The organism is Clavibacter phaseoli (assembly GCF_021922925.1).
GTDB classification, from domain to species: domain Bacteria; phylum Actinomycetota; class Actinomycetes; order Actinomycetales; family Microbacteriaceae; genus Clavibacter; species Clavibacter phaseoli.
On record NZ_CP040786.1, the window covers coordinates 464,214 to 487,626 of the forward strand.

General features: G+C 75.6%; 14 protein-coding genes. 11 read left to right on the forward strand and 3 right to left on the reverse strand.

What is annotated here, in order from left to right; genetic code table 11:
- Positions 1 to 26 precede the first annotated feature (26 nt).
- Positions 27 to 1,934 carry a translational GTPase TypA gene (gene typA, locus FGI33_RS02215; RefSeq protein ID WP_119402402.1) on the forward strand — a complete coding sequence of 636 codons (1,908 nt, stop codon included), beginning with the start codon at positions 27 to 29 and terminating at the stop codon, positions 1,932 to 1,934.
- 5 nt (positions 1,935 to 1,939) lie between these two features.
- Positions 1,940 to 2,461, forward strand: coding sequence for a hypothetical protein (locus tag FGI33_RS02220; RefSeq protein ID WP_119434725.1), 522 nt, complete (start codon positions 1,940 to 1,942; stop codon positions 2,459 to 2,461).
- A gap of 22 nt (positions 2,462 to 2,483) precedes the next feature.
- Here FGI33_RS02220 and efeB read toward each other — a convergent pair whose 3' ends face one another.
- The 3 genes from efeB to efeU form a co-directional block, all read right to left on the reverse strand.
- Positions 2,484 to 3,815, reverse strand: coding sequence for an iron uptake transporter deferrochelatase/peroxidase subunit (gene efeB / locus FGI33_RS02225; protein WP_237582183.1), 1,332 nt, complete (start codon positions 3,813 to 3,815; stop codon positions 2,484 to 2,486).
- On the reverse strand, positions 3,815 to 5,026 hold the full coding sequence (gene efeO / locus FGI33_RS02230; RefSeq protein ID WP_119435661.1) for an iron uptake system protein EfeO: 1,212 nt from the start codon (positions 5,024 to 5,026) through the stop codon (positions 3,815 to 3,817). The genes efeB and efeO overlap by 1 nt, the downstream gene beginning before the upstream one ends.
- 77 nt (positions 5,027 to 5,103) lie before the next feature.
- Positions 5,104 to 6,012, reverse strand: a complete 909-nt coding sequence (gene efeU / locus FGI33_RS02235) for an iron uptake transporter permease EfeU (protein WP_237582185.1) — start codon at positions 6,010 to 6,012, stop codon at positions 5,104 to 5,106.
- Positions 6,013 to 6,190: 178 nt separating this feature from the next.
- Here efeU and FGI33_RS02240 point away from each other — a divergent pair, with 178 nt between their 5' ends.
- The 9 genes from FGI33_RS02240 to FGI33_RS02280 all read left to right on the forward strand — a co-directional run bounded on the left by FGI33_RS02240 (position 6,191) and on the right by FGI33_RS02280 (position 23,405).
- Complete coding sequence (locus FGI33_RS02240; RefSeq protein ID WP_237582187.1) at positions 6,191 to 7,549, forward strand: PIG-L family deacetylase; 1,359 nt, start codon at positions 6,191 to 6,193, stop codon at positions 7,547 to 7,549.
- 40 nt (positions 7,550 to 7,589) lie between these two features.
- Positions 7,590 to 7,910, forward strand: a complete 321-nt coding sequence (gene fdxA / locus FGI33_RS02245) for a ferredoxin (RefSeq protein WP_086514133.1) — start codon at positions 7,590 to 7,592, stop codon at positions 7,908 to 7,910.
- A 5-nt stretch (positions 7,911 to 7,915) separates the two neighbouring features.
- Positions 7,916 to 9,040, forward strand: a complete 1,125-nt coding sequence (gene dapC, locus FGI33_RS02250; RefSeq protein WP_119433916.1) for a succinyldiaminopimelate transaminase — start codon at positions 7,916 to 7,918, stop codon at positions 9,038 to 9,040.
- Between the two features lie 161 nt (positions 9,041 to 9,201).
- Positions 9,202 to 10,509: a citrate synthase gene (locus tag FGI33_RS02255; RefSeq protein ID WP_119433915.1), complete on the forward strand. Its 1,308-nt coding sequence runs from the start codon at positions 9,202 to 9,204 to the stop codon at positions 10,507 to 10,509.
- Positions 10,510 to 10,719: 210 nt separating this feature from the next.
- On the forward strand, positions 10,720 to 12,276 hold the full coding sequence (locus tag FGI33_RS02260; protein ID WP_237582188.1) for a serine/threonine-protein kinase: 1,557 nt from the start codon (positions 10,720 to 10,722) through the stop codon (positions 12,274 to 12,276).
- A complete protein-coding gene (locus FGI33_RS02265; RefSeq protein ID WP_237582189.1) occupies positions 12,255 to 18,278 on the forward strand; it encodes an Ig-like domain-containing protein in 6,024 nt (2,007 codons plus the stop codon). The genes FGI33_RS02260 and FGI33_RS02265 overlap by 22 nt, the downstream gene beginning before the upstream one ends.
- Positions 18,279 to 18,337: 59 nt before the next feature.
- Complete coding sequence (locus FGI33_RS02270) at positions 18,338 to 19,381, forward strand: AAA family ATPase (protein ID WP_237582190.1); 1,044 nt, start codon at positions 18,338 to 18,340, stop codon at positions 19,379 to 19,381.
- Positions 19,378 to 20,892: a DUF58 domain-containing protein gene (locus FGI33_RS02275; RefSeq protein ID WP_237582191.1), complete on the forward strand. Its 1,515-nt coding sequence runs from the start codon at positions 19,378 to 19,380 to the stop codon at positions 20,890 to 20,892. The genes FGI33_RS02270 and FGI33_RS02275 overlap by 4 nt, the downstream gene beginning before the upstream one ends.
- Positions 20,889 to 23,405, forward strand: a complete 2,517-nt coding sequence (locus FGI33_RS02280) for a transglutaminase-like domain-containing protein (RefSeq protein WP_237582192.1) — start codon at positions 20,889 to 20,891, stop codon at positions 23,403 to 23,405. Before FGI33_RS02275 ends, FGI33_RS02280 begins: the two co-directional genes overlap by 4 nt.
- Positions 23,406 to 23,413 lie beyond the last annotated feature (8 nt).

Below are 23,413 nucleotides of genomic sequence, written 5' to 3' on the forward strand. Positions count from 1 at the left end.
CACCCTCTCCACTGAAGGACAGCACTATGGCGCTAGTCGCGCGCAACGACCTCCGCAATGTGGCCATCGTGGCCCACGTGGACCACGGCAAGACGACCCTGGTCGACGCCATGCTCAAGCAGACGAACTCGTTCGACGCCCACTTCGAGGGCGAGGACCGGATGATGGACTCGAACGACCTCGAGCGCGAGAAGGGCATCACGATCCTCGCGAAGAACACCGCGGTGCTCTACAACGGGAAGCACGCCGACGGCACGCCCATCGTCATCAACGTGATCGACACCCCGGGCCACGCCGACTTCGGCGGCGAGGTCGAGCGCGGCCTGTCCATGGTCGACGGCGTCGTGCTCCTCGTCGACGCGTCCGAGGGCCCGCTGCCCCAGACGCGCTTCGTGCTCCGCAAGGCGCTCGAGGCGAAGCTCCCCGTGATCCTCCTGGTCAACAAGACCGACCGCCCCGACGCGCGCATCGACGAGGTCGTGGCCGAGAGCCAGGACCTGCTCCTCGGCCTCGCCTCCGACATGTCGGACGAGCACCCGGACCTCGACCTCGACGCGATCCTCGACGTGCCCGTCGTCTACGCGTCCGGCCGCAACGGCGCCGCGAGCGACAACAAGCCCGACAACGGCGAGCTGCCCGACAACGACGACCTCGAGCCCCTCTTCAAGGCGATCCTCGACCACGTCCCGGCGCCCACCTACGACGACCAGCACCCGCTGCAGGCCCACGTCACCAACCTCGACGCGTCGCCCTTCCTCGGCCGCCTCGCCCTCCTCCGCGTCTTCAACGGCACGATCAAGAAGGGCCAGCAGGTCGCCTGGGTCAAGCACGACGGCACCGTCAAGAACGTGAAGATCACCGAGCTCCTCATCACGAAGGCGCTCGACCGCTTCCCGACCGAGTCCGCGGGCCCCGGCGACATCGTCGCCGTCGCCGGCATCGAGGACATCACCATCGGCGAGACCCTCGCCGACCCGGAGGACGTCCGGCCGCTGCCCACCATCACGGTGGACGACCCGGCCATCTCGATGACCATCGGCACCAACACCAGCCCGCTCATCGGCAAGGTCAAGGGCCACAAGCTCACCGCCCGCATGGTCAAGGACCGCCTCGACCGCGAGCTCATCGGAAACGTGTCCATCAAGCTGGTCGACATCGGCCGCCCGGACGCCTGGGAGATCCAGGGCCGCGGCGAGCTCGCGCTGGCGATCCTCGTGGAGCAGATGCGCCGTGAGGGCTTCGAGCTCACCGTCGGCAAGCCGCAGGTGGTCGTCAAGCAGGTCGACGGCAAGGTGCACGAGCCCTACGAGCACCTCACCATCGACTCGCCCGAGGAGTACCTCGGCGCGATCACGCAGCTCCTCGCCGCCCGCAAGGGCCGCATGGAGGGCATGAGCAACCACGGCACCGGCTGGGTCCGCATGGAGTTCGTCGTCCCGTCGCGCGGCCTCATCGGCTTCCGCACCGAGTTCCTCACGATCACGCGCGGCGCCGGCATCGCCAACGCCGTGTCGCACGGCTACGAGCAGTGGGCGGGCGAGATCACGACCCGCGTCAACGGCTCGATCGTCGCCGACCGCGCCGGCGTCGCCACCCCGTTCGCCATGGTGGCCCTGCAGGAGCGCATGTCGTTCTTCGTGGAGCCGACCCAGGAGGTCTACGAGGGCATGGTCGTGGGCGAGAACTCGCGCGCCGACGACATGGACGTGAACATCACCAAGGAGAAGCAGCTGACCAACATGCGTCAGTCCACCTCCGACTCCTTCGAGCGCATGACGCCCTCGCGGCGGCTCACGCTCGAGGAGTGCCTCGAGTTCGCCCGCGAGGACGAGTGCGTGGAGGTCACGCCCGAGTTCGTGCGGATCCGCAAGGTCGAGCTCGACGCGAACGCCCGACAGCGCAAGACGTCGCGACTGAAGAAGCAGAACGCGTAGCGAGCATGACCCCGACGAGCCCGTCCGCCCGGTCCCTCCGCAGGAGGGGGCTGGCGGCCGGGCTCGTCCTCGTCTCCGCCCTCGGATCCGGCCTCGGTCTCACCGGGTGCAGCCAGGTGGGCGACGTCGTCCGCGACGCCGCCCACGAGGGCGCGAAGCAGGTGCGCCACAGCGTCGAGGACGTCATCGGCGACACGCTCGGCAAGGTGCAGGTCTCCACGGACGGCCGCGTCCCCGACACGTTCCCCTCGGACGCCGTGCCGTTCGCCGAGGGGGAGCTGCTCGGCGGGGGAGCCGCCCCGGAGGGCGCCGGCTGGGTGGCGCAGGTCGCCGTGCCGGACGTCGAGGGCGGGTTCGCGGACGCGCGGGCGCGGCTCGAGGCCGCCGGCTACGCGTCGAGCGAGGTCACGAGCGACGCCCAGAGCGGCTACGGGCGGTTCGCGACGGACGCGTACTCGGTCATCGTCACGGTGTCGGCGGATCTCGGATCCCCGGTCGCCACGTACGTGGTGCTGCCCGCAGGCTGAGCGCGCCGCCGCACGTGCCCGATCAGGACGCGAAGAGCGTCTCCCCGACGTACCCGTCGCGCGATGCGCCCGGCGGCACGGCCCAGATCCCGCTGCCCACGTGCCGCAGGTACTCGTTCATGGCGTCGCGGGCGAGGCTCCGCTGGATGGGGATGAACTGCGTCCGAGGATCCCGCTGGAAGGCCAGGAAGAACAGGCCCGCGTTGAGCCGGCCGAGGTCGTCGTTGCCGTCGACGAAGTTGTAGCCGCGGCGCAGGAGCACCGCGCCGTCGTTCGCGTCCGGGTGCGCGAGGCGCACGTGCGACGCGGGGTCGATGAGCGGGGCGCCGCCGCGGCCGGTGGCGGAGAAGTCGGGAGCCGTGTGCTCCTGGCCCCCGCTGAGGGGCGCGCCGGACCCCTTCGTGCGGCCGACAACGCGCTCCTGCTCGCGGAGCGACGAGCGGTCCCAGGTCTCGATCGTCATGCGGATGCGTCGGGCGACCAGGTAGGAGCCGCCCTGCATCCACGCCTCGGCGGGCGAGGATCCCGCGTCGGCCCACACGTGGTCCTCGACCTGGCGCGTGTCCTCGGACTTCACGTTCGCGGTGCCGTCCTTGAAGCCGAAGAGGTTCCGCGGCGTGACCTGCGCGCGGCTCGTCGACGACGTGCGGCCGAAGCCGAGCTGCGACCACCGGATGGAGGCGCGGCCGAACGCGATGCGCGACAGGTTGCGGATCGCGTGCACGGCCACCTGCGGGTCGTCGCTGCACGCCTGGATGCAGAGGTCGCCGCCCGTCGCCTGCGCGACGAGCGCCTCGCCCGGGAAGCGCGGCAGGTCGACGAGCGCGGCGGGCCGGCGGTCGGCGATGCCGAAGCGGTCGACGCCGTCGGCGGTCGTGAACAGCGACGGGCCGAGGCCGAACGTGATGGTGAGGCCGGCGGGCGGCAGGTCGAGCGCCTCGCCCGTGTCGTCGGGCGGGGAGTCGTACGGGCCGTCGACGGCGCCGAGCGCGCCCGCGGATCCGCCGGCCGTCATGCGCGCGGCCGCGGCGCTCCAGTCCTGGAGGAGCGAGACGAGGCCCGCGCGGTCGATGTCGGCGACGTCGAAGGCGGCGAAGTGCAGGCGGTCCTGTGCGGGCGTGGTGATCCCCGCCTGGTGCGCCCCGTGGAACGCGTAGGTCGCGCCGCCCGCGGCCTGCCGGGCGCCCGCGAAGGCGCGGTCGGCCATCACCCCGCCCGCGGAGCCGACCAGGCCGCCGCCGAGCGCGCCCGCGCCGAGGAGGCCGAGGATCCCGCGGCGGGAGATGCCCGCGGGCGCCGCGGGAGCGTCGGCTGCCGCCGTGCCGTCGGGCGTGGTGGTCGCGTGGTCCGTCATCAGCCGACGAGCGCCCCGGTGAGCTTCGACAGCGGCTCGGCCAGCGCGTTCACGCCGTCCGCGAGGCCCTTGACCTGGTCCGTGGTGAGGCGGTCGTAGGTCGTGAAGCCCTGGTCGAGGGATCCGTACGCGGCGAGGTCCGTCTCCAGCGACGCGAACTGGGCGTCGAGCGTGGCGACGAGCTGCGGGTCCTTCGGCGCGACGATGTCGCGGACGCCCGCGTACGCGACGCGCGCGCCCTCGAGGTTCGCCTGGAAGTCCCAGAGGTCGGTGTGCGACCAGATCTCCTCCTCGCCGGTGATCTTGCCGGACGCGACCTCGTCCATCAGCCCGACCGCGCCGTTGGAGACCGTGGAGATGTCGACCGAGAAGCCGTCGGCGTGCACCGCGTCGTAGAGCCGCTGCGTGTCGGCGGTGAGCTCCTGGGCGAAGTGCGCGCGGTCCGCCTGGCCGAGCGGCGCGTAGACCTCGCCGCCGTTCGCGTCGGGCGAGGGCTGCCAGAGGTCCTTCTCGATGCGGTGCCACCCGGTCCACTCGGTGCCGGGCTCGACGTCGGCCTCGCGGAAGTCGATCTCCGGGTCGAGGTCGCCGAACGACTCCGCGACGGGCTCGACGCGCTCGTAGTACGCGCGCGCCGTGGGGTACAGCGAGCGCGCCCTGTCGTCGTCGCCCGCGAGGTACGCGTCGGCGAACTCCTGCGTGGCGGGCAGGAGGCGGCCGATCTGGTCCTTGACGTAGGCGAGGTAGGCGGCGGCCGCGTCCTGGCCCTGCTGCTCCGCGTCGCCCGCGAGCGCGACCTGGTCGCCCGTGACGGTGAAGGGCGCACGTCCCACGCCGTCGCCGACCATGCCGGGCTTGCAGACGGTGAAGTAGTCGCCGGGCTGGGCGGTCAGCACGAGGTCGCGCTCGATCCCGGGGCTCACGTTCTCGACCTCGCCGACGATGCGCAGGCCGTCGTCCGCGAGCAGGTAGAACTCGGTCACCTGGTCGGTGGAGTTCGTGACGTGGAACGAGACCGTGCCGCTGGGGGCGGTCGCGGCGGAGACGGCGCACGCGTCGGCGGAGCTGTCGACCGTGAGCTGGGTGACGCCGGAGTCGGCCGAGGCGGCGCCGTCGCCGGCGGATCCGGTCGGGGCGTTCGCGACGCAGCCCGACAGGGCGAGGGCGGCGCCGGCGAGCAGGGCGGCGGCGGGGAGGGTCGAGCGCTTCATGGGACCTCGGGGGAGCGGGCCGGCGGTGCCGGGCGGTGGACGGAGCGGGGGAGACGGAGGGGCGGCGGTGCGCCGGGTCAGCGGGCGGCGGTCGCGTCGGGCACGCGGGCCGCGTCGCCGACGGCGGGAGCGGCCGGGGCGGCGGCGGCGGGAGCGGCGGACGCCCCCGCCGGACGCGCCCGCCGACCGCGGCGCGCGAGCGTCAGGTAGGTCGCGAGCGTCGGCACGACGTACGCCACCCACGTGATCGCCTCGAGCCAGGTGGTGGCGGGGGAGAAGTTGACGGTGCCCTTGAGGAGGGTGCCGTACCAGGATCCGGGCGGGACGGCGCCCGAGACGTCGAACGCGAGCGCGCCGAGGCCGGGGAGGATCCCGGCCTCCTGCAGGTCGTGCACCCCGTACGCGAGCACGCCGCCGGCCACGACGATGAGGAGCGCGCCGGTCCAGGTGAAGAAGCGCGCGAGGTCGATGCGGAGCACCCCGCGGTAGACGAGCCAGCCGAGCGCGACCGCGGTGAGGAGCCCGAGGCCGGCGCCCACGAGCGGCATGGTGGTGGCGCCCGTGGCCTGCACGGCCGACCAGAGGAACAGGGCCGTCTCGATCCCCTCGCGGCCGACGGCGAGGAACGCGACGGCGACGAGGCCCCAGGCGGCGCCCGCGATGGCGCGGTCGACGGCGCCCTGCAGCTCGGAGCGCATGTCCTTCGCGGTGCGGAGCATCCAGAACACCATCCAGGTGACGAGGCCCGTCGCGACGATGGAGAGGGATCCGCCGATGGCCTCCTGCGCCTCGAACGTGAGGCCGTACGCGCCGTAGGTGAGGATCGCGCCGACGGACAGGGCGAGGAGGACCGCGAGCCCGACGCCGAGCCAGAGCCGGCCGAGCACGTCGCGGCGGCCGATCTTGACGACGTAGGCGATGAGGATCGTGACGACCAGCGCGGCCTCGAGGCCCTCGCGCAGGCCGATCAGGTAGTTCGCGAACACGCGTGGGCCTCTCCGGGCTGCGGACGCGGCGGGCCGCGTGCCATTGCTTCTGATGGGGAAATGTAGGTGAGGCTTGCCTTACCTCGTGCACAGTAGCGCGCGGGCCGCGGTGCGTCCAGTCGCCCTCCCCGGCGCGACGCCCAGCGACCGGCCGCCGGCGCGCGGATAGGATCGCCCGATGATCCCCGGCACGTCCCGACGCCCCGATCGGGCTGCCCGCACCCCGCGCCCCGAGCGCGAGCACGTCCTCTTCGTGCACGCCCACCCCGACGACGAGAGCATCGTCACGGGCGGCACCATCGCGAAGCTCGTCCGCGACGGCGTGCCCGTCACGGTGCTCACCTGCACGCGCGGGGAGCGGGGCGAGGTGATCCCCGCGGAGCTCCGCCACCTCGAGGGCGACCTCCGCGCGCTCGCCGACCACCGCGAGACGGAGCTCGCCGCCGCGATGGCCGCCCTCGGCGTCACCGACCACCGCTTCCTCGGCGACGCCGGCGCGCGCTGGGAGGGCCTCGAGCCCCGGCGCTACGTCGACTCGGGCATGGAGTGGGGCGACGACGGCGCGCCCGTGGCGCTCCGCCCGCTGGATCCCGACTCGCTGTGCGCGGGCGACGAGGCCGACGAGGCGCGCGACGTGCTCGCGGTCATCGCCGACGTCGACGCCACGACCGTCGTCACCTACGACGACCACGGCGGATACGGCCACCCCGACCACGTGCGCACCCACGTCATCGCGACCTGGGCCGCCGAGGAGGCGGGGATCCCCGCGTACCTCGTCACCACGACCGCGTCGTCGGCGAGGCAGGCGCACGAGCTCGTCGCCGCGCGCGGCCGGTTCCCCGCGCCCGACGCGGATCCGGCCGGCACGCTCGTGCTGCCGGACGACGCGGTCGACCTGGCCGTCGACGCGACCGAGGTGCTCGACGCCAAGATCCGCGCCGTCGCCGCGCACCGCACGCAGACCGTCGTCGACGGCGACCAGTTCGCGCTCTCGCACGGCGTCGGCGCGCCCATCGCGCCCGTCGAGCGGTTCCGGCTGCACCGGCCCGCCGGCGCCGCGGCGGACGACGGCACCCCGCGGCCCCCGCGCGGCGCGCAGCGCGTCGGCACCGCGGTCGCGTCGCTCGTGCTCGGCCTGCTGGTGGGCACGGTCGGCACGGCGGCGCACCGCGCCACGCTCCCGGTGGGCGGGGTCGAGCTGCCGGTCGGCCTCGTGCTCGCGCTCGCGACGCTCGCGTGCCTGCTGGTCGCCTTCCGCCTGCTGCTCGTCGACCGCCTGCACGCGCTCTGCCTCGGGCTCGGCGTGGTCGCGGCCGTCGCCGTGCTCGGCACGCGCGGGCCGAGCGGATCGGTCCTCTTCCCCGCCGGCTGGATGAGCCAGGTGTGGGCCGTCGCCCCCGCGATCCTCGTCGCGGCCGTCGTCGTCTGGCCCCGCTTCTCGACGCGCGCGCCCGCCGCCGCCGACCGCCCGGATGCCGCCGGCGCCGCGGGATCGGGCGCCCCGGCCCCGGCCGGGACCGGCTCGCGGCCCGCGTAGACTCGTCGGGCCGCACCGCTCCCGGAAGGACCCACCCGAAGTGACCTACGTCATCGCCCTGCCCTGTGTCGACGTCAAGGACCGCGCCTGCATCGACGAGTGCCCGGTGGACTGCATCTACGAGGGCGAGCGGTCGCTCTACATCCACCCGGACGAGTGCGTGGACTGCGGCGCCTGCGAGCCCGTCTGCCCGGTCGAGGCCATCTACTACGAGGACGACCTGCCCGAGAAGTGGTCGGACTACTACACGGCCAACGTCGAGTTCTTCGCCGAGATGGGATCCCCGGGCGGCGCGACCAAGGTCGGCGTCACCGCGGGCGACCACCCCGTCATCGCCGCGCTCCCGCCCCAGAACGGCTGACGCGCGTGGCCCTCGGCGAGCTCCCCGACTACCCCTGGGACCTGATGGGCCCGTACGCCGAGCGCGCGCGCCGGCACCCCGACGGCCTCGTCGACCTCAGCATCGGCTCGCCCGTGGATCCCACGCCGCCGCTCATCCGCGACGCGCTCGCCTGGGCGACCGACGCGCACGCGTACCCCACCACGGTCGGCACGCCCGAGCTCCGGCAGGCGATGGTCGACTGGCACGCGCGGCGCCGGAACGCCACGCTCGGCGCCGACCAGGTGCTGCCGACCATCGGGTCCAAGGAGATGGTGGCCTGGCTGCCGTTCATGCTGGGGCTCGGGGAGGGCGACGCGGTCGTGCACCCGACCGTCTCCTACCCGACGTACGCGATCGGCGCGGCCCTCGCGGGAGCGGATTCCGTCCCCGCCGACGATCCGGCCGACTGGCCCGCGTCCACGCGCCTCGTCTGGCTCAACTCGCCCGGCAACCCGGACGGCCGCGTGCTCGGCGTCGACGAGCTGCGCGCCGCCGTGGCCCGCGCCAGGGAGCTCGGCGCCGTCATCGCGAGCGACGAGTGCTACGCCGAGCTCGGCTGGGAGGGGGAGTGGGCCGACGGCCCGACCCCCTCCATCCTCGACGCGCGCGTCGTCGGCGACGACCACTCCGGCGTCCTCGCGCTGTACTCGCTCAGCAAGCAGTCGAACCTCGCGGGCTACCGGGCCGCGCTCGTCGCGGGCGACCGGGAGCTCATCGCCCGGCTGATCCGCGTCCGCAAGCACGCGGGCCTCCTCCCTCCCGCGCCGCTCCAGCACGCCATGACCGTGGCGCTCGGCGACGACGAGCACGTGCGCGCCCAGCGCGAGCTCTACCGCGCCCGCCGCGACGTGCTGCGGCCGGCGCTCGAGGATGCCGGCTGGCGCATCGACCGCAGCGAGGCCGGCCTCTACCTCTGGGCGACCCGCGGCCGCGACGCCTGGGAGGGCATCGCGCAGCTCGCCGACCTCGGGATCCTCGCGGGACCCGGCCCCTTCTACGGCGACGCGTCGCCCGCGCACGTGCGCCTCTCGCTCACGGCGACGGACGAGCGGATCGCGCAGGCGGCCGCGCGCCTCCGCGCAGGCTCCACCGCGTCGCCCGCCGCGTAGCACGACCTCCAACGGATCCGGCCGGATGCTGGCGGAGGCGACAGTGTCCCGGTCGGCCCTTTAGGCTGTAGTCGGCTCGGATCCCGACGCCGCGACGGCGCCACGAGCGCCCTGCGGCGCGCATCCCCCCGGGCCATCCACCCCAGACTCGAGGAGGCGCCGTGACCGATGGCGGGCAGCAGGCGGACGAGAAGCCCACGGCGACGCTGACGTACCCGGGAGGTCGGGTGGAGTTCCCCATCCTCCCCGCGGTCGACGGCGCGTCCAGCATCGACATCTCGGCGCTCACGAAGAGGACGGGCCTCACGACGCTCGACAACGGCTTCGTCAACACCGCGTCGACGCGCTCGGCCATCACCTACATCGACGGCGAGCAGGGGATCCTCCGCTACCGCGGCTACCCGATCGAGCAGCTCGCGCGCCAGTCGAGCTACCTCGAGGTGGCCTGGCTCCTCATCCACGGCGAGCTGCCCACGAGCGACCAGCTGGGCGGGTTCGAGGAGGACATCCGCCGCCACACGCTGCTCCACGAGGACTTCAAGGGCCTGTTCCGCGCCCTGCCCACCAACGCGCACCCCATGTCGGTGCTGTCGAGCGCCGTCTCCGCGCTCTCCACCTACTACGAGGACTCGCTGAGCGTCCACGATCCCGAGCAGGTCGAGATCTCGACGCTGCGCCTGCTGGCGAAGCTGCCGGTCATCGCGGCGTACGCGCACAAGAAGAGCCTCGGCCAGGCGTTCCTCTACCCGGACAACTCGCTCGGCTTCGTCGACAACTTCCTCCGCCTGAACTTCGGCAACAACGCCGAGCCCTACGAGGTCGACCCGGTGGTCAGCCGCGCGCTGGAGCGCCTGCTGATCCTGCACGAGGACCACGAGCAGAACGCGTCGACGTCGACCGTGCGGCTCGTCGGATCCACCGAGGCGAACATGTTCTCCTCCGTCTCCGCCGGCATCGGCGCGCTGTTCGGCCCGCTGCACGGCGGCGCGAACGAGGCCGTGCTCTCCATGCTCGGCCGCATCCGCGACTCCGGCGAGGGCGTCGACCGCTACGTCGAGCGCGTGAAGAACAAGGAGGACGGCGTCCGCCTCATGGGCTTCGGGCACCGCGTCTACAAGAACTTCGACCCGCGCGCACGCCTGGTGAAGGAGAGCGCCGACGAGGTGCTGGAGGCCCTCGGGATCCAGGACCCGCTGCTCGACATCGCCAAGGAGCTCGAGGCCGTCGCCCTCGCGGACGACTACTTCATCGAGCGGAAGCTCTACCCGAACGTGGACTTCTACACGGGCGTCATCTACAAGGCGATGGGCTTCCCCACGCGCATGTTCACGGCGCTGTTCACCATCGGGCGCCTGCCCGGCTGGATCGCGCACTGGCGCGAGATGAACGAGGACCAGGCCACCAAGATCGGCCGTCCGCAGCAGCTCTACATCGGCCAGCCCGCGCGCGACCTGCCGCCGCGCGACTGACCGGGCGCCGGCCCGGCCGCCGCGCGACGACCCTCCGGGGCTCGTCACGCGGCGGTCGCGCCGCCGTCACGAGCGCTCCCGAAGAGGGGGCGCCAGGAGGCCGTCGACCCGTGTACCCGCGCGGATCGGCGACCTAGACTCGATCACAGCTGAGATCCACCCGCCGCCCGCAACAGCCCCTGCCGTCGGTCCCGACCCGAAGAGGGGGCCATGGCCAGACGCCTGCCGTCCTCCCCGCCGGTGCTGCCGGGGTTCACGTACGTGACGGTCCTCGGTTCCGGCGGCTTCGCCGACGTGTTCCTCTACGAGCAGGACATGCCGCGCCGCCAGGTCGCCGTGAAGGTGATGCTGGCCGAGATCGTGACCGACCGGCTGCGCGCGATGTTCCGCGCCGAGGCCGACCTCATGGCGCAGCTGAGCGCGCACCCGTCCGTGCTCACCGTGCACCAGGCGTCCGTCGCCGCCGACGGCCGCCCGTACCTCGTGATGGAGCTGTGCTCGTCGAGCCTCAGCGACCGGTACCGGCGCGAGCCGCTCGGCGTCGCGGAGGTGCTGCGCGTGGGGATCCGCATCGCGAGCGCCGTGGAGACCGCCCACCGCGCGGGCGTGCTGCACCGCGACATCAAGCCCGCGAACATCCTCACGACCGCGTTCGGGCACCCCGTCCTCAGCGACTTCGGCATCGCCTCCACGCTCGAGGACGCCGCCGCGACCGACGCCGTGGGACTCTCCATCCCGTGGTCGGCGCCCGAGGTGCTGGCCGACGAGAGCCCGGGGACCGTCAGGAGCGAGGTGTGGTCGCTCGCCGCGACCGTGTACTCGCTGCTCGCCGGGCGGAGCCCCTTCGAGGTGCCGGGCGGGCAGAACGCGCCCGCGGACCTCGTGGCCAGGATCCAGAGGGCCCGGCCGCTGCCGACCGGGCGCGCAGACGTGCCCGAGCGCCTCGAGCTGGTGCTCCGCCGAGCCATGTCGCGGCAGCCGGAGGCCCGGCCGGAGTCGGCGCTCGCCTTCGTGCGCGAGCTGCAGGCGGTGGAGGCGGAGCTGCGGCTCGCGCAGACGCCGCTCGAGGTCGCGAGCGAGGAGTGGGCGTCCGCGGTGGCGGCGGGCGTCGACGAGGACGACGACCCGACGCGCGTGCGCGGCATCGCGCAGGTGGATCCCGGGACGACCGGGTCGGGCGGCGCGGGCGGCATCCGGCGCGCGCGGCGGAAGGCGGCGCCGGCGGCCTCGCGCGCGGCGGCGGGCGCCCCGCGTCCCGGTGCGCCCGCGACCGCGTCCGATCCGGTGCGCGCGGGATCCGCGTCCACGTCCCTCGGCCGGTCCGGATCCGGGCCCGTCGGCGCCTCGACCCCCGCGCGGCCCGCCGTCCCCGGCCGCCGCGCGTTCCTCGCCCGGCACCGCGTGGCGATCGCCGCGGCGGCGGCCGGCGCGATCGTCGCCAGCGTGGCCGTCGGCGTGCTGCTCGGCGGGCTGGGCGGCGGCACCGCGGCGCGGGAGATCCCGGTGGTCGGCGAGATCCAGGCCTCCACCGCCGCGGACGGCGTGGTCTTCTCCTGGAGCGACCCCGGGCTCGGCGCCGGCGACGCGTACCAGGTGGTGCGCGACGGCGGGCTGCCGAGCACGCAGCGCGACACGACGTTCCGGGTCACGGCGGGCGCGTCCGAGGCGGCGGGCACCGACGACCGCGCCTGCATCCGGGTCACCGTCACGCGCGACGGCATCGCCGGCGCCGCGTCGACCGAGAAGTGCGCGGAGCTCCCGCGATGATCCGCGAGTGGATCCGCCGCCACCGCCAGGCCGCGACGACGGTCACGGGAGGCGCCGTCGTGCTCGCGCTCCTCACGGGCTTCGCGCTGGTCTCGGACGGCTACCAGGCGCAGCGCGTCGACCTCGACGACGGATCCGTGTGGGTCGTCAACTCCGGGCAGCAGGCGATCGGCCGCGCCAACACGGCCGTGCTCGAGCTCGACAGCGTCGTGGACTCGCGCAGCGAGGACATCGACGTGCTGCAGGCGGGATCCACCGTGCTGCTCGCCGACCGCGGCAGCTCGCGCCTCGACGTGGTCGACGACGCGACGAGCCAGGTGGTCGACACCACGCCGCTGCCGGCGGGCGCGGAGGTCATGCTCGCGGGATCCCGTGCCGCGATCCTCGTGCCGGCCACGGGCCAGCTGTGGCTCGTGCCCGTCGCGGGCCTCTCCGCGTTCGACGCCGCGAGCGCGCCCACGCTCATCCTCGGCGCCGACGCCGTCGCGTCGATGGACGAGGACGGCACGCTCCTCGTCTACTCGGCCGCCACGGGCACGCTGTCGCGCATCGAGGCCGCCACCGACGACACGGTCCGGGCGACCGTGGACGTCGGGCCCGTCGGCGCCCCCGTGGAGGAGACGGCCGACGCGGCCGCCGACCCCGCCGCCGCGCTCGCCGGCGAGACCGTGCAGGCGGGGGATCCCGGGCGCCCCGCCGGCCAGCGCCTCTCCCTCACGTCCGTCGACGGCCACTGGGCCCTCTACGACGCCGACGCGCGCGCCCTCCTCGTCGACGGGCGCACGGTCGACCTCGCCGGATCCGTCGCCGCCGACGCGCGTGTCGCCCTGCAGCGCGCCTCGTCGGACGGGGGCGACGTGCTGGTCGCGCACTCCGGCGGGCTCGTCGAGGTGCCCGTCGCGGGCGGCGACCCCGTCGACGTGGTCGGGGCCGTGCGCGGGGATCCCGCGCGTCCCGTCCGCGTGGCCGGCTGCGAGTACGCGGGCTGGACCGACGGATCCGGCTGGCAGCGGTGCCTCGCGCCCGCGGCCCTCCCGGGCGGGCGCGACCAGGACGCGCGCCGTACGGCGGCGGGATCCACGGGCGGCCTCGGGTCCATGCCCCCGCAGGCCTCCCTGCGCTTCCTCGTCGACGGCACGCGCGTCGTGCTCAACGACACGCGCGGCGGCACCGCGTGGGCCGTGCAGCGCGACGCCGGCCTCATCGACAACTGGTCGGACCTCATCGACCGCGATCGCTCCGACACCGTCGTCGAGCAGAACACCGCCGACACCCCGCCCGAGACCGACCGCGTGCAGCAGCCGCCCGTCGCGGTCGACGACGCCCTCGGCGCGCGCCCCGGCCGCACCACCGCGCTGCCCGTGCTCCTCAACGACCACGACCCGAACGGCGACGTGCTCGTGATCGACTCGGCCACGCCCGTCGACGCGGAGGTCGGGGCGGTCGACATCGTGGACGAGGGCCAGGGCCTCCAGCTCGCGCTCGCCGCGGGCGCGACCGGGACGGTGCGCTTCTCCTACGTCGTGAGCGACGGGCGCGGCGGCAGCGCCACGGCCGACGTGCGCGTCGACGTGCGCGCCCCCGACGAGAACGCGGCGCCCGTGCAGGCGCGCCCCGCGACGGGGACGGTCGCGGAGGGCGACCGGCTGCAGACCGACGTGCTGGGCGGCTGGTACGACCCCGACGGGGATCCGATGTACCTCACGCGCGCGAGCGTCGCCGCGCCCGACGCCGTCAGCTGGAAGCCCGAGGGGCGGGTCGTCTACACGGACGCCGGTGCCGGCGGGGACACGCGGACCGTCGCGCTGCAGGTGTCGGACGGCCGCGAGGAGGGGTCGGGCGAGCTCGTCGTCACGGTCCGCCGCGCCGGGGACGTGCCGCTCGTCGCCGAGGGCTTCGTCGTGCAGGCGTCGATCGGGCGCGAGATCACCGTGGAGCCGCTGACGCACGCGCGCGGCGGGAGCGGCGCGATCCGGCTGGCGGCCGTGCCCGCGCGTGCGGGCGTGCAGATCACGCCCGACCTCGAGGCCGGCACCTTCCGCCTCCAGGGCGGCCAGGCGGGCACGCACCTGCTCGAGTACACCGTGACCGACGGGCGGACGAGCGCCACGGGCGTCGTGCGCGTCGAGGTGCGCGGCGCGCCCGCGTCGGACGGCCGGCCCGTGACCGTGCCGCACACCGTGTTCGTGCGCGCGCTCCAGGCCCAGGACGTGGACGTGCTCCAGACCGACTTCGACCCCGCGGGCGGCGTGCTCGTGATCACGGACGCGGTCGCGCCCGACGAGGCGACGGGCGTGCGCGCGGAGGTGGTCGGCCAGCGGCTCGTGCGGATCAGCCTGACGCGGCCGCTCGACGGGCCCGTCGACGTCGCGTACCGCGTGAGCAACGGCGTGGCCGAGGCGACCGGCGTGATCACCGTGATCGAGGTGCCCGAGCCCGCCGTGCGCCAGCCGCCCGTGGCGACCGATGACCGCGTGGCCGTGCGCGTGGGCGACGCGGTGGACATCCCCGTGCTCGCCAACGACGAGCAGCCCGACGGCGACCAGCTGCGCCTCGACCCGGTGCTGGTGGATCCACTCCCCGAGGGCGCCGGCCTCCTCTTCGCGAGCGAGGAGCGCCTCCGCTACCTCGCGCCCGACCGCACGGGCGACTACACCGCCGTCTACCGCGCCCTCGCGCCCGACGGCCAGTGGGCGACCGCGACCCTCACCGTCTCCGTGCGCGAGGCCGACGTGGCGACCAACACGGCGCCCGTGCCGCGCCCGCTCACGGCGCGCGTGCTCGCGGGGGAGACCGTGCGGATCCCCGTGCCGCTCACCGGCATCGACCCCGACGGCGACTCGGTGCGGCTCCTCGGGCAGGACACCGGGCCCGAGAAGGGCCAGGTCACCGAGGTCGGGCCGGACTGGATCGACTACCAGGCGGGCGACTACTCCACCGGCACCGACGCGTTCGCGTACGCCGTGGTCGACGGGCTCGGCGCGCGGGCGACCGGCACGATCCGCGTGGGCATCAGCACGCGCGTCGAGGGCGCCAGGAACCCGGTCGCGACCGCCGACACCGTGACCGTCCGCCCCGGCCGCGTGCTCCGCGTGCAGGTGCTCGCCAACGACACGGATCCCGACGGCGGCGCGCTCTCGCTCGTCTCGGTGCAGCCGCAGGCCGAGGGCCTCGTCGCGGGCCTCGACGGCGACACGGTGCGCGTCGTCGCGCCCGAGCAGGCGGGCCGCTACGGCTTCGTCTACGGCGTGCGCAACGCGCGCGGCGGCAGCGACGAGGCGTTCCTCACGGTGATCGTCGATCCCGCCGCGCCGCCCACGCGGCCCGTCGCGCGCGACACGGTGCTCCAGCTCTCGGACGTGCTCGACCGGTCGAGCGTCGACGTGGACGTGATGCGGAACGTCTTCTCCGCGGAGGGCGACGTCTCGGCGCTCGTGCTCGCCGTCGGCGCGGGCTACGACGACGTGGCGCGCGTGACGCCCGACGGCCGGATCCGCGTCGAGGTCGGCGACGAGCGCCGCATCGTCCCGTTCACGGTGGCGCAGCCGGACGACCCGTCGATCTCCGCGACGGCCTTCATCTGGGTCCCCGGCTTCGAGGACACGCTCCCGCAGCTGCGCGTGGGCCAGCCGCGGCCGACCGTGCCGAGCGGCGAGCGGCTCGTGGTCGAGCTCGACGAGCAGGTGGTCGCGGCGGGCGGCCGGGCCGTGCGCATCGCCGACCCGAACTCGCTCTCCGCGACGCACGCCGACGGGCCCGTGGAGCTCGTCGACGAGGACACGATCGCGTACCGGAGCGAGCCGGGGTACTTCGGGCCGGCGGCGATCTCGTTCACGGTGACCGACGGATCCGGCGACGGCGGGCGCACGGCCGCGCTCGTGCTCCCCATCACCGTCACGCCCACCGAGAACCAGCCGCCCGTGTTCACGGGCGCGGTCATCTACCTCGAGCCCGGGCAGTCCAAGGACGTGGACCTCGGCCGCCTCACCACCTACCCGTACCAGGACGACCGCGGGCAGCTCGCGTTCGCGCTGGAGGGATCCGTCGCCGCCGGTTTCCGCGCCTCGGTGGACGGCGGCACGCTCCGCATCTCCGCCGACGAGGGCGTGGCCACGGGCACCGCCGCGTCGTTCCCGGTGAGCGTCCGCGACGCGACGCAGACGGGCCGCGCGGGCCGCGTCGACCTCCGCGTCGTCCCGTCGACGCGCCCGCTCGCGCAGCCCGCGACCGACGAGGGGTCCGTGACGCGCGGATCCTCCACCTCCATCGACGTGCTCGCCAACGACCAGGCCGGCAACCCCTTCCCGGGCACGCCGCTGACGGTCGCCTCCATCCGCGGCGCCGACGGCGCGAGCCTCCCCGCGGGCGTCACCGTCACCCCGTCGGCCGACCGCGCCACGCTCGCCGTGAGCGCGTCCGCCGACGCCGTGCCCGGCGACGTGCGCGTGCAGTACGAGGTGCGCGACGCCACGGGCGACGCGGGGCGGGCCGCGTTCGGCACCGTCGTGATCCACGTGCAGGACCGCCCGGGGCCCGTCTCGGCCCTCCGAGCATCCGGCTTTGCGGACCGGTCGCTCACGGTCACGTTCGAGCCGGGCGTCTTCAACGGATCCGCCATCACGGGCTACCAGGTGCGCGTGCTCCGCGGCGGCACGGCGACCGCGACCGTCACCTGCCCGTCGACGACGTGCACCGTGCCGACGCCCGGCAACGGCCCCGGGAGCTCCGTGCAGGTCGAGGTCTCCGCCGTCAACGGCGTGGGCACCTCGGACCCCGTGTCGATCTCGGGCCTGTGGTCGGACGTGCTCCCGGCCGCCCCGGCGGGCCTCACCGTCGAGCCGCTCGTCGACGGGCTGCGCGTCTCGTGGCAGCCGTCCGCCGTGCCGTCGTCCTCCAGCCCGGTCACGCAGTACGTCGTGGGCGTGGGCGGCATCTCGCGGCAGGTCGCGTCCGACGCCACGAGCGTCGAGGTGCGGGATCCGTCGCTCGTCGCCGAGGTGCCCGTCGCCGTCTCGGTGGCCGCGCGCAACAGCGCCCAGGTGCAGGACGCCTCCGCCTGGCTCGCCGCCACCGCGACCGGCACGCCGCGCGGCGCCCCGACCGCGACCGGCGCGCCGACCGCGACCGCGTACGGGGTCGACGAGACGAGCGTCACCGTGTCGTGGCCGGCGTTCCAAGGCCAGGGCGTCGACGGGATCCGCTACCTCGTCGCCGCGTACGCGCCCGGATCCGCGCCCGGCTGCTCCGTCGCCACCGAGGGCGTCGCACCGTGGGCCGCCGAGCACGGCCCCGCGGTCGACGTGGGCGGGGCCACCAGCCACGTCTTCACGGGACTCGCCATCGACGAGCCCGTCGCCTTCGCGGTGCTCGCCGCCAACAGCCAGGGCTGCACGGTCGTCGAGGCCGGCCAGCTGACCCCGCGCACGGCGCCGTCGACGCCCGTCGTCCGGGTCGACCTGCCGAGCCCCGACCGCTCGGCCGACGGCGTCTTCCGCGCGGTCCTCGCCGACGCCCGCTACCGGCCGGGCGACCCGTCCGCGTCGGCGCTGCTGCTGTACCGGGTCGACGGGCAGGGCGACGGCGTGCCGATCGGCGTCGGCCAGGCGCTCACGCTGCCGCGCACGGGCGTCGGAGCGACGATCCAGGTGCGCGTCCTCGAGGACTCGGGCGACGGGCGCCAGCGCTCGAGCGGCTGGTCGGATCCCGTCTCCGCCGGCACCGCCGTCGACGCGCGCGCGGGCGACGTGCGCTCGGCGACCGACGACGCGGGCGTCACGACCTTCTCGTGGACCTCCATGCCCCCGGCCGCGGGTCGCGGGCGCGTCGCGGCGGACGGCGGCTACGCGCGCAGCGAGTGGCGCTGCGGCGGCCAGGGAGCGTGGACCGACGCGTCCTCGGGCGCGGCCGGATCCTGCGCGGTCCCGGCGGGCGGCGAGCGGATCCTCGAGGTGCGGGTCACCGCGAACTCGGGCACGCTGTACACGTACGCCCACCGCGGATGACGGCCGTTCCCGCGGCCCCGACGCCGGATCTGATGCCGCACCCGAGAGGCACGCACCCCATGACGATGACCGCAGACGAGGCCCGCGCCTTCCAGGAGGAGTTCGCGCGGCTGGTGCGCAACGTCGAGGGCGTGCTGCTCGGGAAGTCGCACGTCGTGCGCCTCGCCTTCACGGCCATGGTCACGGGCGGGCACCTGCTGCTCGAGGACGTGCCCGGCACCGGCAAGACCTCGCTGGCGCGCGCCATGGCGCAGACCGTCGACGGCACGCACAGCCGCGTGCAGTTCACGCCCGACGTGCTGCCCGGCGACATCACGGGCGTCAGCGTCTACGACCAGCGCACGGGCGACTTCGAGTTCCACCGCGGGCCGGTCTTCGCGAGCATCGTGCTGGCCGACGAGATCAACCGCGCGAGCCCGAAGACCCAGTCGGCGCTCCTCGAGGTGATGGAGGAGGGCCGCGTCACGGTCGACGGCACGCCGTATGACGTGGGGCACCCGTTCATGGTCATCGCCACCCAGAACCCCATCGAGCAGGCCGGCACCTACGCGCTGCCCGAGGCGCAGCTCGACCGGTTCCTGCTGCGCACGTCCATCGGGTACCCCGACCACGAGTCGATGCTGCGGATCCTGCAGGGCGCGTCCGTCAGCGCGCACGACGTGACGCTCGCGCCCGTCGCGTCGGCCGCCGCCGTGCGGGCGCTGCAGGAGCGCGCGGGGACCGTGCACGTGGATCCCGCGGTCGCCGACTACGTGGTGCGCCTCGTCGACGCGACCCGCACCGCGCCCGAGGTGCGGCTGGGCGCGAGCGTGCGCGGCGCCCTCGCGCTCGTGCGCGCGTCCCGCACGTGGGCCGCCGCAGACGGCCGGCACTACGTGGTGCCCGACGACGTGAAGGCGCTCGCCGAGCCCGTGCTCGCGCACCGCCTGCTGCTGGATCCCGAGGCCGAGTTCGACGGCGTCACGCCCACGAGCGTGCTGTCCCAGATCCTGATCGACACCGCGCCGCCGCGCGACGGCCACGCGGGGGCGCCGGGGACCGACGCGGGCGCGGGCGCGCGGGCCGCGGGCGCGCACGCCGCCGGCGCGCGGCCGGGCGGATGAGCGCGGTCGGGACGCGCGGCGCGGCCGCCGACCCGGATCCCGCCGCCGTCATGCCCGCTGCCGTCGCCCCCGTCCCCGAGCCCGGCGCCGCGCCGTCGTCCGAGGCCGTCCCGCCCCGCAGCGCGCTCGCGCGCCTCGTCGCGGTCGTCACGCCGCTCGGCCGCGTCGTCGCGCTGGCCGCGGTCGTGGCGGGCGCCGTCGGCTACGCGCTCGGCTGGCGCGAGCTCGTCGCGGTCGCGTGGACGGGCGCCGCCCTATGGGCCATCGCGCTGCTGCACCTCGTCGGGTCGTCGGGCGTCGAGGTGTCCCTGCGCCTGCCGCGCGACCGCGTGGTGGCGGGGGAGCGCGCGCCCGCGACCGTCGCCGTCCGCAACCCGCTGCGCCGCCGGGCCGTGGGGCTCACGGTGGAGGTGCCGGTCGGATCCGGGCTCGCCGAGGTCCACGTGCCCTCCCTCGCGCACGGCCACACCCACGAGGACGTGTTCGTCGTGCCGACCTCGCGCCGCGGCGTGATCGCCTTGGGGCCCGCGCGCATCGTCCGCGGCGACCCGATCGGGCTGGTGCGCCGCGAGTCCGCCGAGGCCGCAGCGACGAGGCTGCTCGTGCACCCGCGCACGCTCGCGATGCCAAGCACGAGCACGGGCTTCGTCCGCGACCTCGAGGGCCGCGCCACGCGCGACCTCACCGACAGCGACGTGTCCTTCCAGTCGCTCCGCGAGTACGTGCCCGGCGACCCGGTGCGGCACATCCATTGGCGCTCGACCGCGAAGACCGGCGTGCACATGGTGCGGCGGTTCGAGGAGACCCGGCGGAGCCACATCATGGTCGCGCTGTCGCTGCACGCGGGGGACTACGGGGACGGGGATCCCGGCCCGGACGCGGCGGGGGCGGCGGGCGGCGCCGGGGCCGTCCCCGCGGGCGGCACCACGGTGGCGGCCGGATCCGCGGCGGGCGCGCTCGCCGGATCCACCGCCGACGCCGAGTTCGAGCTGGCGGTGAGCGTCGTCGGATCCCTGGGCGCGCGCGCCATCGTCGACGCCCGCACCGTGCAGGTCGTCGCGAGCGCCGACCGCGCCGCCGGCCGCGCCCGGGCCCGCCGCCTGCCGACCGTGCCCACGCTGCCCGGCCTCGCCCGCACCGCCGCGCGCTCGGGCGGGCCGGGATCCCGCTCCGCGCGCCTCCGCCGCCTCGCGACTGTCACGCGCGACCGCCTCCTCGACGACCTCTCCGAGATCGGGGCCTCCGACCGCGCGGCGTCGCTCGTCGAGCTGGCCCGGGCCGCCGCCGACGAGGTCGCGGGCGTCTCGGTCGTGTTCCTCGTCTGCGGCACGGGGGCATCTCCCGCCGCGATCCGCGCGGCCGCCGTCGGCTTCCCGCCCGGCGTGCAGGTGGTCGCCGTCGTCTGCGACCCCGAGGTCGAGCCCGGCCTCCGCCGCCTCGGCGACCTGTCGGTCCTCACGATCGGCTACCTCGAGGACCTGCGCGGCGCCCTGCAGCGGAGCGCGACGTGAGCGCGCGGGGATCCGCCGACGCCCGCGTCGCCCGCCGCGCGGCTCCCGGACGCGCCGCCGCCCGCCCCCGCGTCCCCGCCGGATCCCGCGACCCCGGCCGCACCCTCGTCCCCGTCGTCGCGATCGCGCTCCTCACCGGCCTGGCCGCCGCCGCCTTCTGGCCGGTCTACCGCGACGCGTCCTTCGTGCGGATGGCGGGCGTCACGCTCGTCGTCGGCGCGCTCGTCGCGGTCGCCGGCGCGCGGTTCCGCTGGGGGAGCGCGGTGGTCGCGGGCGCGATCCTCGTGGCCTTCCTCGCGCTCGGCGTGCCGCTCGCGGTTCCCACCGGCGCGGTCGACGGCTGGCGACCCACGCTCGCGGGCCTCGGCGAGCTCGTCGAGGGCGCGTCCCTGGGGTTCGTGCGGCTCGTGACCATCGCGCTCCCGGTCGGCGACTACCAGGCGCTCCTCGTGCCGGCGTTCGCGCTCGTGCTGCTCGGCTCCGTGATCGGCGTCTCCGTGGCGCTGCGCACCCGGCGGCCCGAGCTCGCGGTGATCCCCTCCCTCGTGATCCTCGTCGTCGCGGCCGCCCTCGGCCCCGACCGCAGCCAGGGCCCGGACGCGCCCGACGCCTCGGGCCTCCTCGTGCCGGTCGCGCTGGCCTGGCTCGCGGCCGCCCTGCTGTGGATCGCGCGCTGCCGCTGGCGCCGCCGCCACCGCGCGGTCCGTCGCCTCGGCCGGCAGGCGGGGATCCCCGTGGAGTCCGCGTCCGACCGACGCCGCTCGGGCACGCGCGCCGGCGCCTCCGCGGTCGTCGTGCTCGCCGCCGCCCTCGTCGCCGGCGTCGCCGCCACGGGCGCGGCCCCGCCCGACGCGTCCCGCACCGGCCTGCGGTCGACCGTGGAGCAGCCGTTCGACCCACGCGAGCAGGCCAGCCCGCTCTCGTCCTTCCGCACCTACTGGAAGGCGCCGACGGCGGACGACACGCTGCTGACCGTCGCCGGCCTCCCCGCCGGCGGCCGGGTGCGCCTGGCCGCGCTCGACACCTACGACGGCGTGGTCTACGGCGTCGGCGGCGCGCGCGGCAGCGTCGACGCGTCGCGCACCGGCCAGGCGTCCGGCACCTTCGCGCGCGTGCCGTACCGCCTCGACCAGACGGGCGTCGTCGGCGACGACGTCACGCTCGACGTCGTCGTGGGCGCCTACCGCGGCGTGTGGCTGCCGGGCGCGGGCCGCCTCGAGCGCATCGCGTTCGCGGGCGACGACGGCGGGCGCCTCGCCGACTCCTTCTACTACGACGACGCGACCGCCACCGGCGCCGTGATCGGCGGCCTGACCGCGGGCGACGCGTACGAGATCGAGGCCGTCGTCGCGTCCACCCCGCCGCTGGATGCGCTCGCCGACGAGCGGCCCGGCGACGCCGTGGCCCCGCGCCCCACGGGCGTCCCCGACGAGGTCGCGGCGCGCGTGGAGGCCTCCACCGCCGCCCCCGACGGCGCGACCGCGGGCGGCGCCGACGCGGGCGCCGGCACCTCCGCGTCGCCCGGCGCGCAGCTCGTCGCCGCGATCTCCGCCCTCCGCGCCGACGGCTACGTCAGCCACGGCGTCGGCGACGCGCCCTTCAGCCGGTCGGGCCACTCCGCCGAGCGGATCGCCGACCTCCTCACGACGCGCCCCATGCTGGGCGACGCGGAGCAGTACGCGGTCGCGGCCGCGCTCATGGCCGACGACCTCGGCTTCCCCGTCCGCGTCGTCATGGGCTTCGCGCCCGGCGAGGCCGCCGTGCGCGATGCGGCGGGCGGGCCGGTGCCGATCACGGGATCGGACGTCACGGCCTGGATCGAGGTCGACACGGCCTCCTCCGGCTGGGTCGCGGTGGATCCGAACCCGCCCGCCCGCGACGTGCCCGACGCGCTGCCCGACGAGCCCACCGAGGTCGCCCGCCCGCAGACCGTGCTGCCGCCGCCCGTCGAGGAGCAGGCCGAGCCCGAGGACCGCACGCCGCCGGACGCGGGACGCGACGACCGACCGGAGGTGGATCCCGCGCTCCAGGCCGTGCTCGCCGCCGCGCGCGTGGCCGGCTGGTCGCTGCTCGGGCTCGGGCTCGCGGCATCTCCCTTCCTCGCCGTGGTGGGCGCGAAGGTCCGGCGGCGCCGGCGACGCCGCGGGGCGGCCGCCGCGCGCGACCGGGTCGGCGGCGCGTGGGACGAGTTCCGCGACGGCGCGCTCGATCGCGGGCTCATGCCGCCCGTCGCCGCGACTCGACGCGAGGTGGCGCGGCTCGTGGGCGTCGGCGGCGCGCGGGGGCTCGCGGACGTGGCCGACGAGTCGGCGTTCGCGCCGGGCGACGTGCCGGATCCGCTCGCCGACGCCGCCTGGCGCCGCGTCGACGAGCTGGCCGCGCGCATGGACGCCGGGCGGACCCGTCGGCAGCGGCTCCGGGCGATGGTGTCGCTCGCGTCGCTGCGGCGGGCACGCGGGTCGGCCGCCCGGGCGTCGGTCACCCGTCCCGAGCCGCGTCCTCCGCGTCGCTGACGGCTCCT

Excerpts from the sequence above, each read along its gene's own strand:
- typA (WP_119402402.1), top strand. The coding sequence starts at position 27 with ATGGCGCTAGTCGCGCGCAACGACCTCCGCAATGTGGCCATCGTGGCC.
- FGI33_RS02220 (WP_119434725.1), top strand. The coding sequence starts at position 1,940 with ATGACCCCGACGAGCCCGTCCGCCCGGTCCCTCCGCAGGAGGGGGCTG.
- efeB (WP_237582183.1), bottom strand. The coding sequence starts at position 3,815 with ATGACGGACCACGCGACCACCACGCCCGACGGCACGGCGGCAGCCGAC.
- efeO (WP_119435661.1), bottom strand. The coding sequence starts at position 5,026 with ATGAAGCGCTCGACCCTCCCCGCCGCCGCCCTGCTCGCCGGCGCCGCC.
- FGI33_RS02240 (WP_237582187.1), top strand. The coding sequence starts at position 6,191 with ATGATCCCCGGCACGTCCCGACGCCCCGATCGGGCTGCCCGCACCCCG.
- FGI33_RS02260 (WP_237582188.1), top strand. The coding sequence starts at position 10,720 with ATGGCCAGACGCCTGCCGTCCTCCCCGCCGGTGCTGCCGGGGTTCACG.
- FGI33_RS02270 (WP_237582190.1), top strand. The coding sequence starts at position 18,338 with ATGACGATGACCGCAGACGAGGCCCGCGCCTTCCAGGAGGAGTTCGCG.
- FGI33_RS02275 (WP_237582191.1), top strand. The coding sequence starts at position 19,378 with ATGAGCGCGGTCGGGACGCGCGGCGCGGCCGCCGACCCGGATCCCGCC.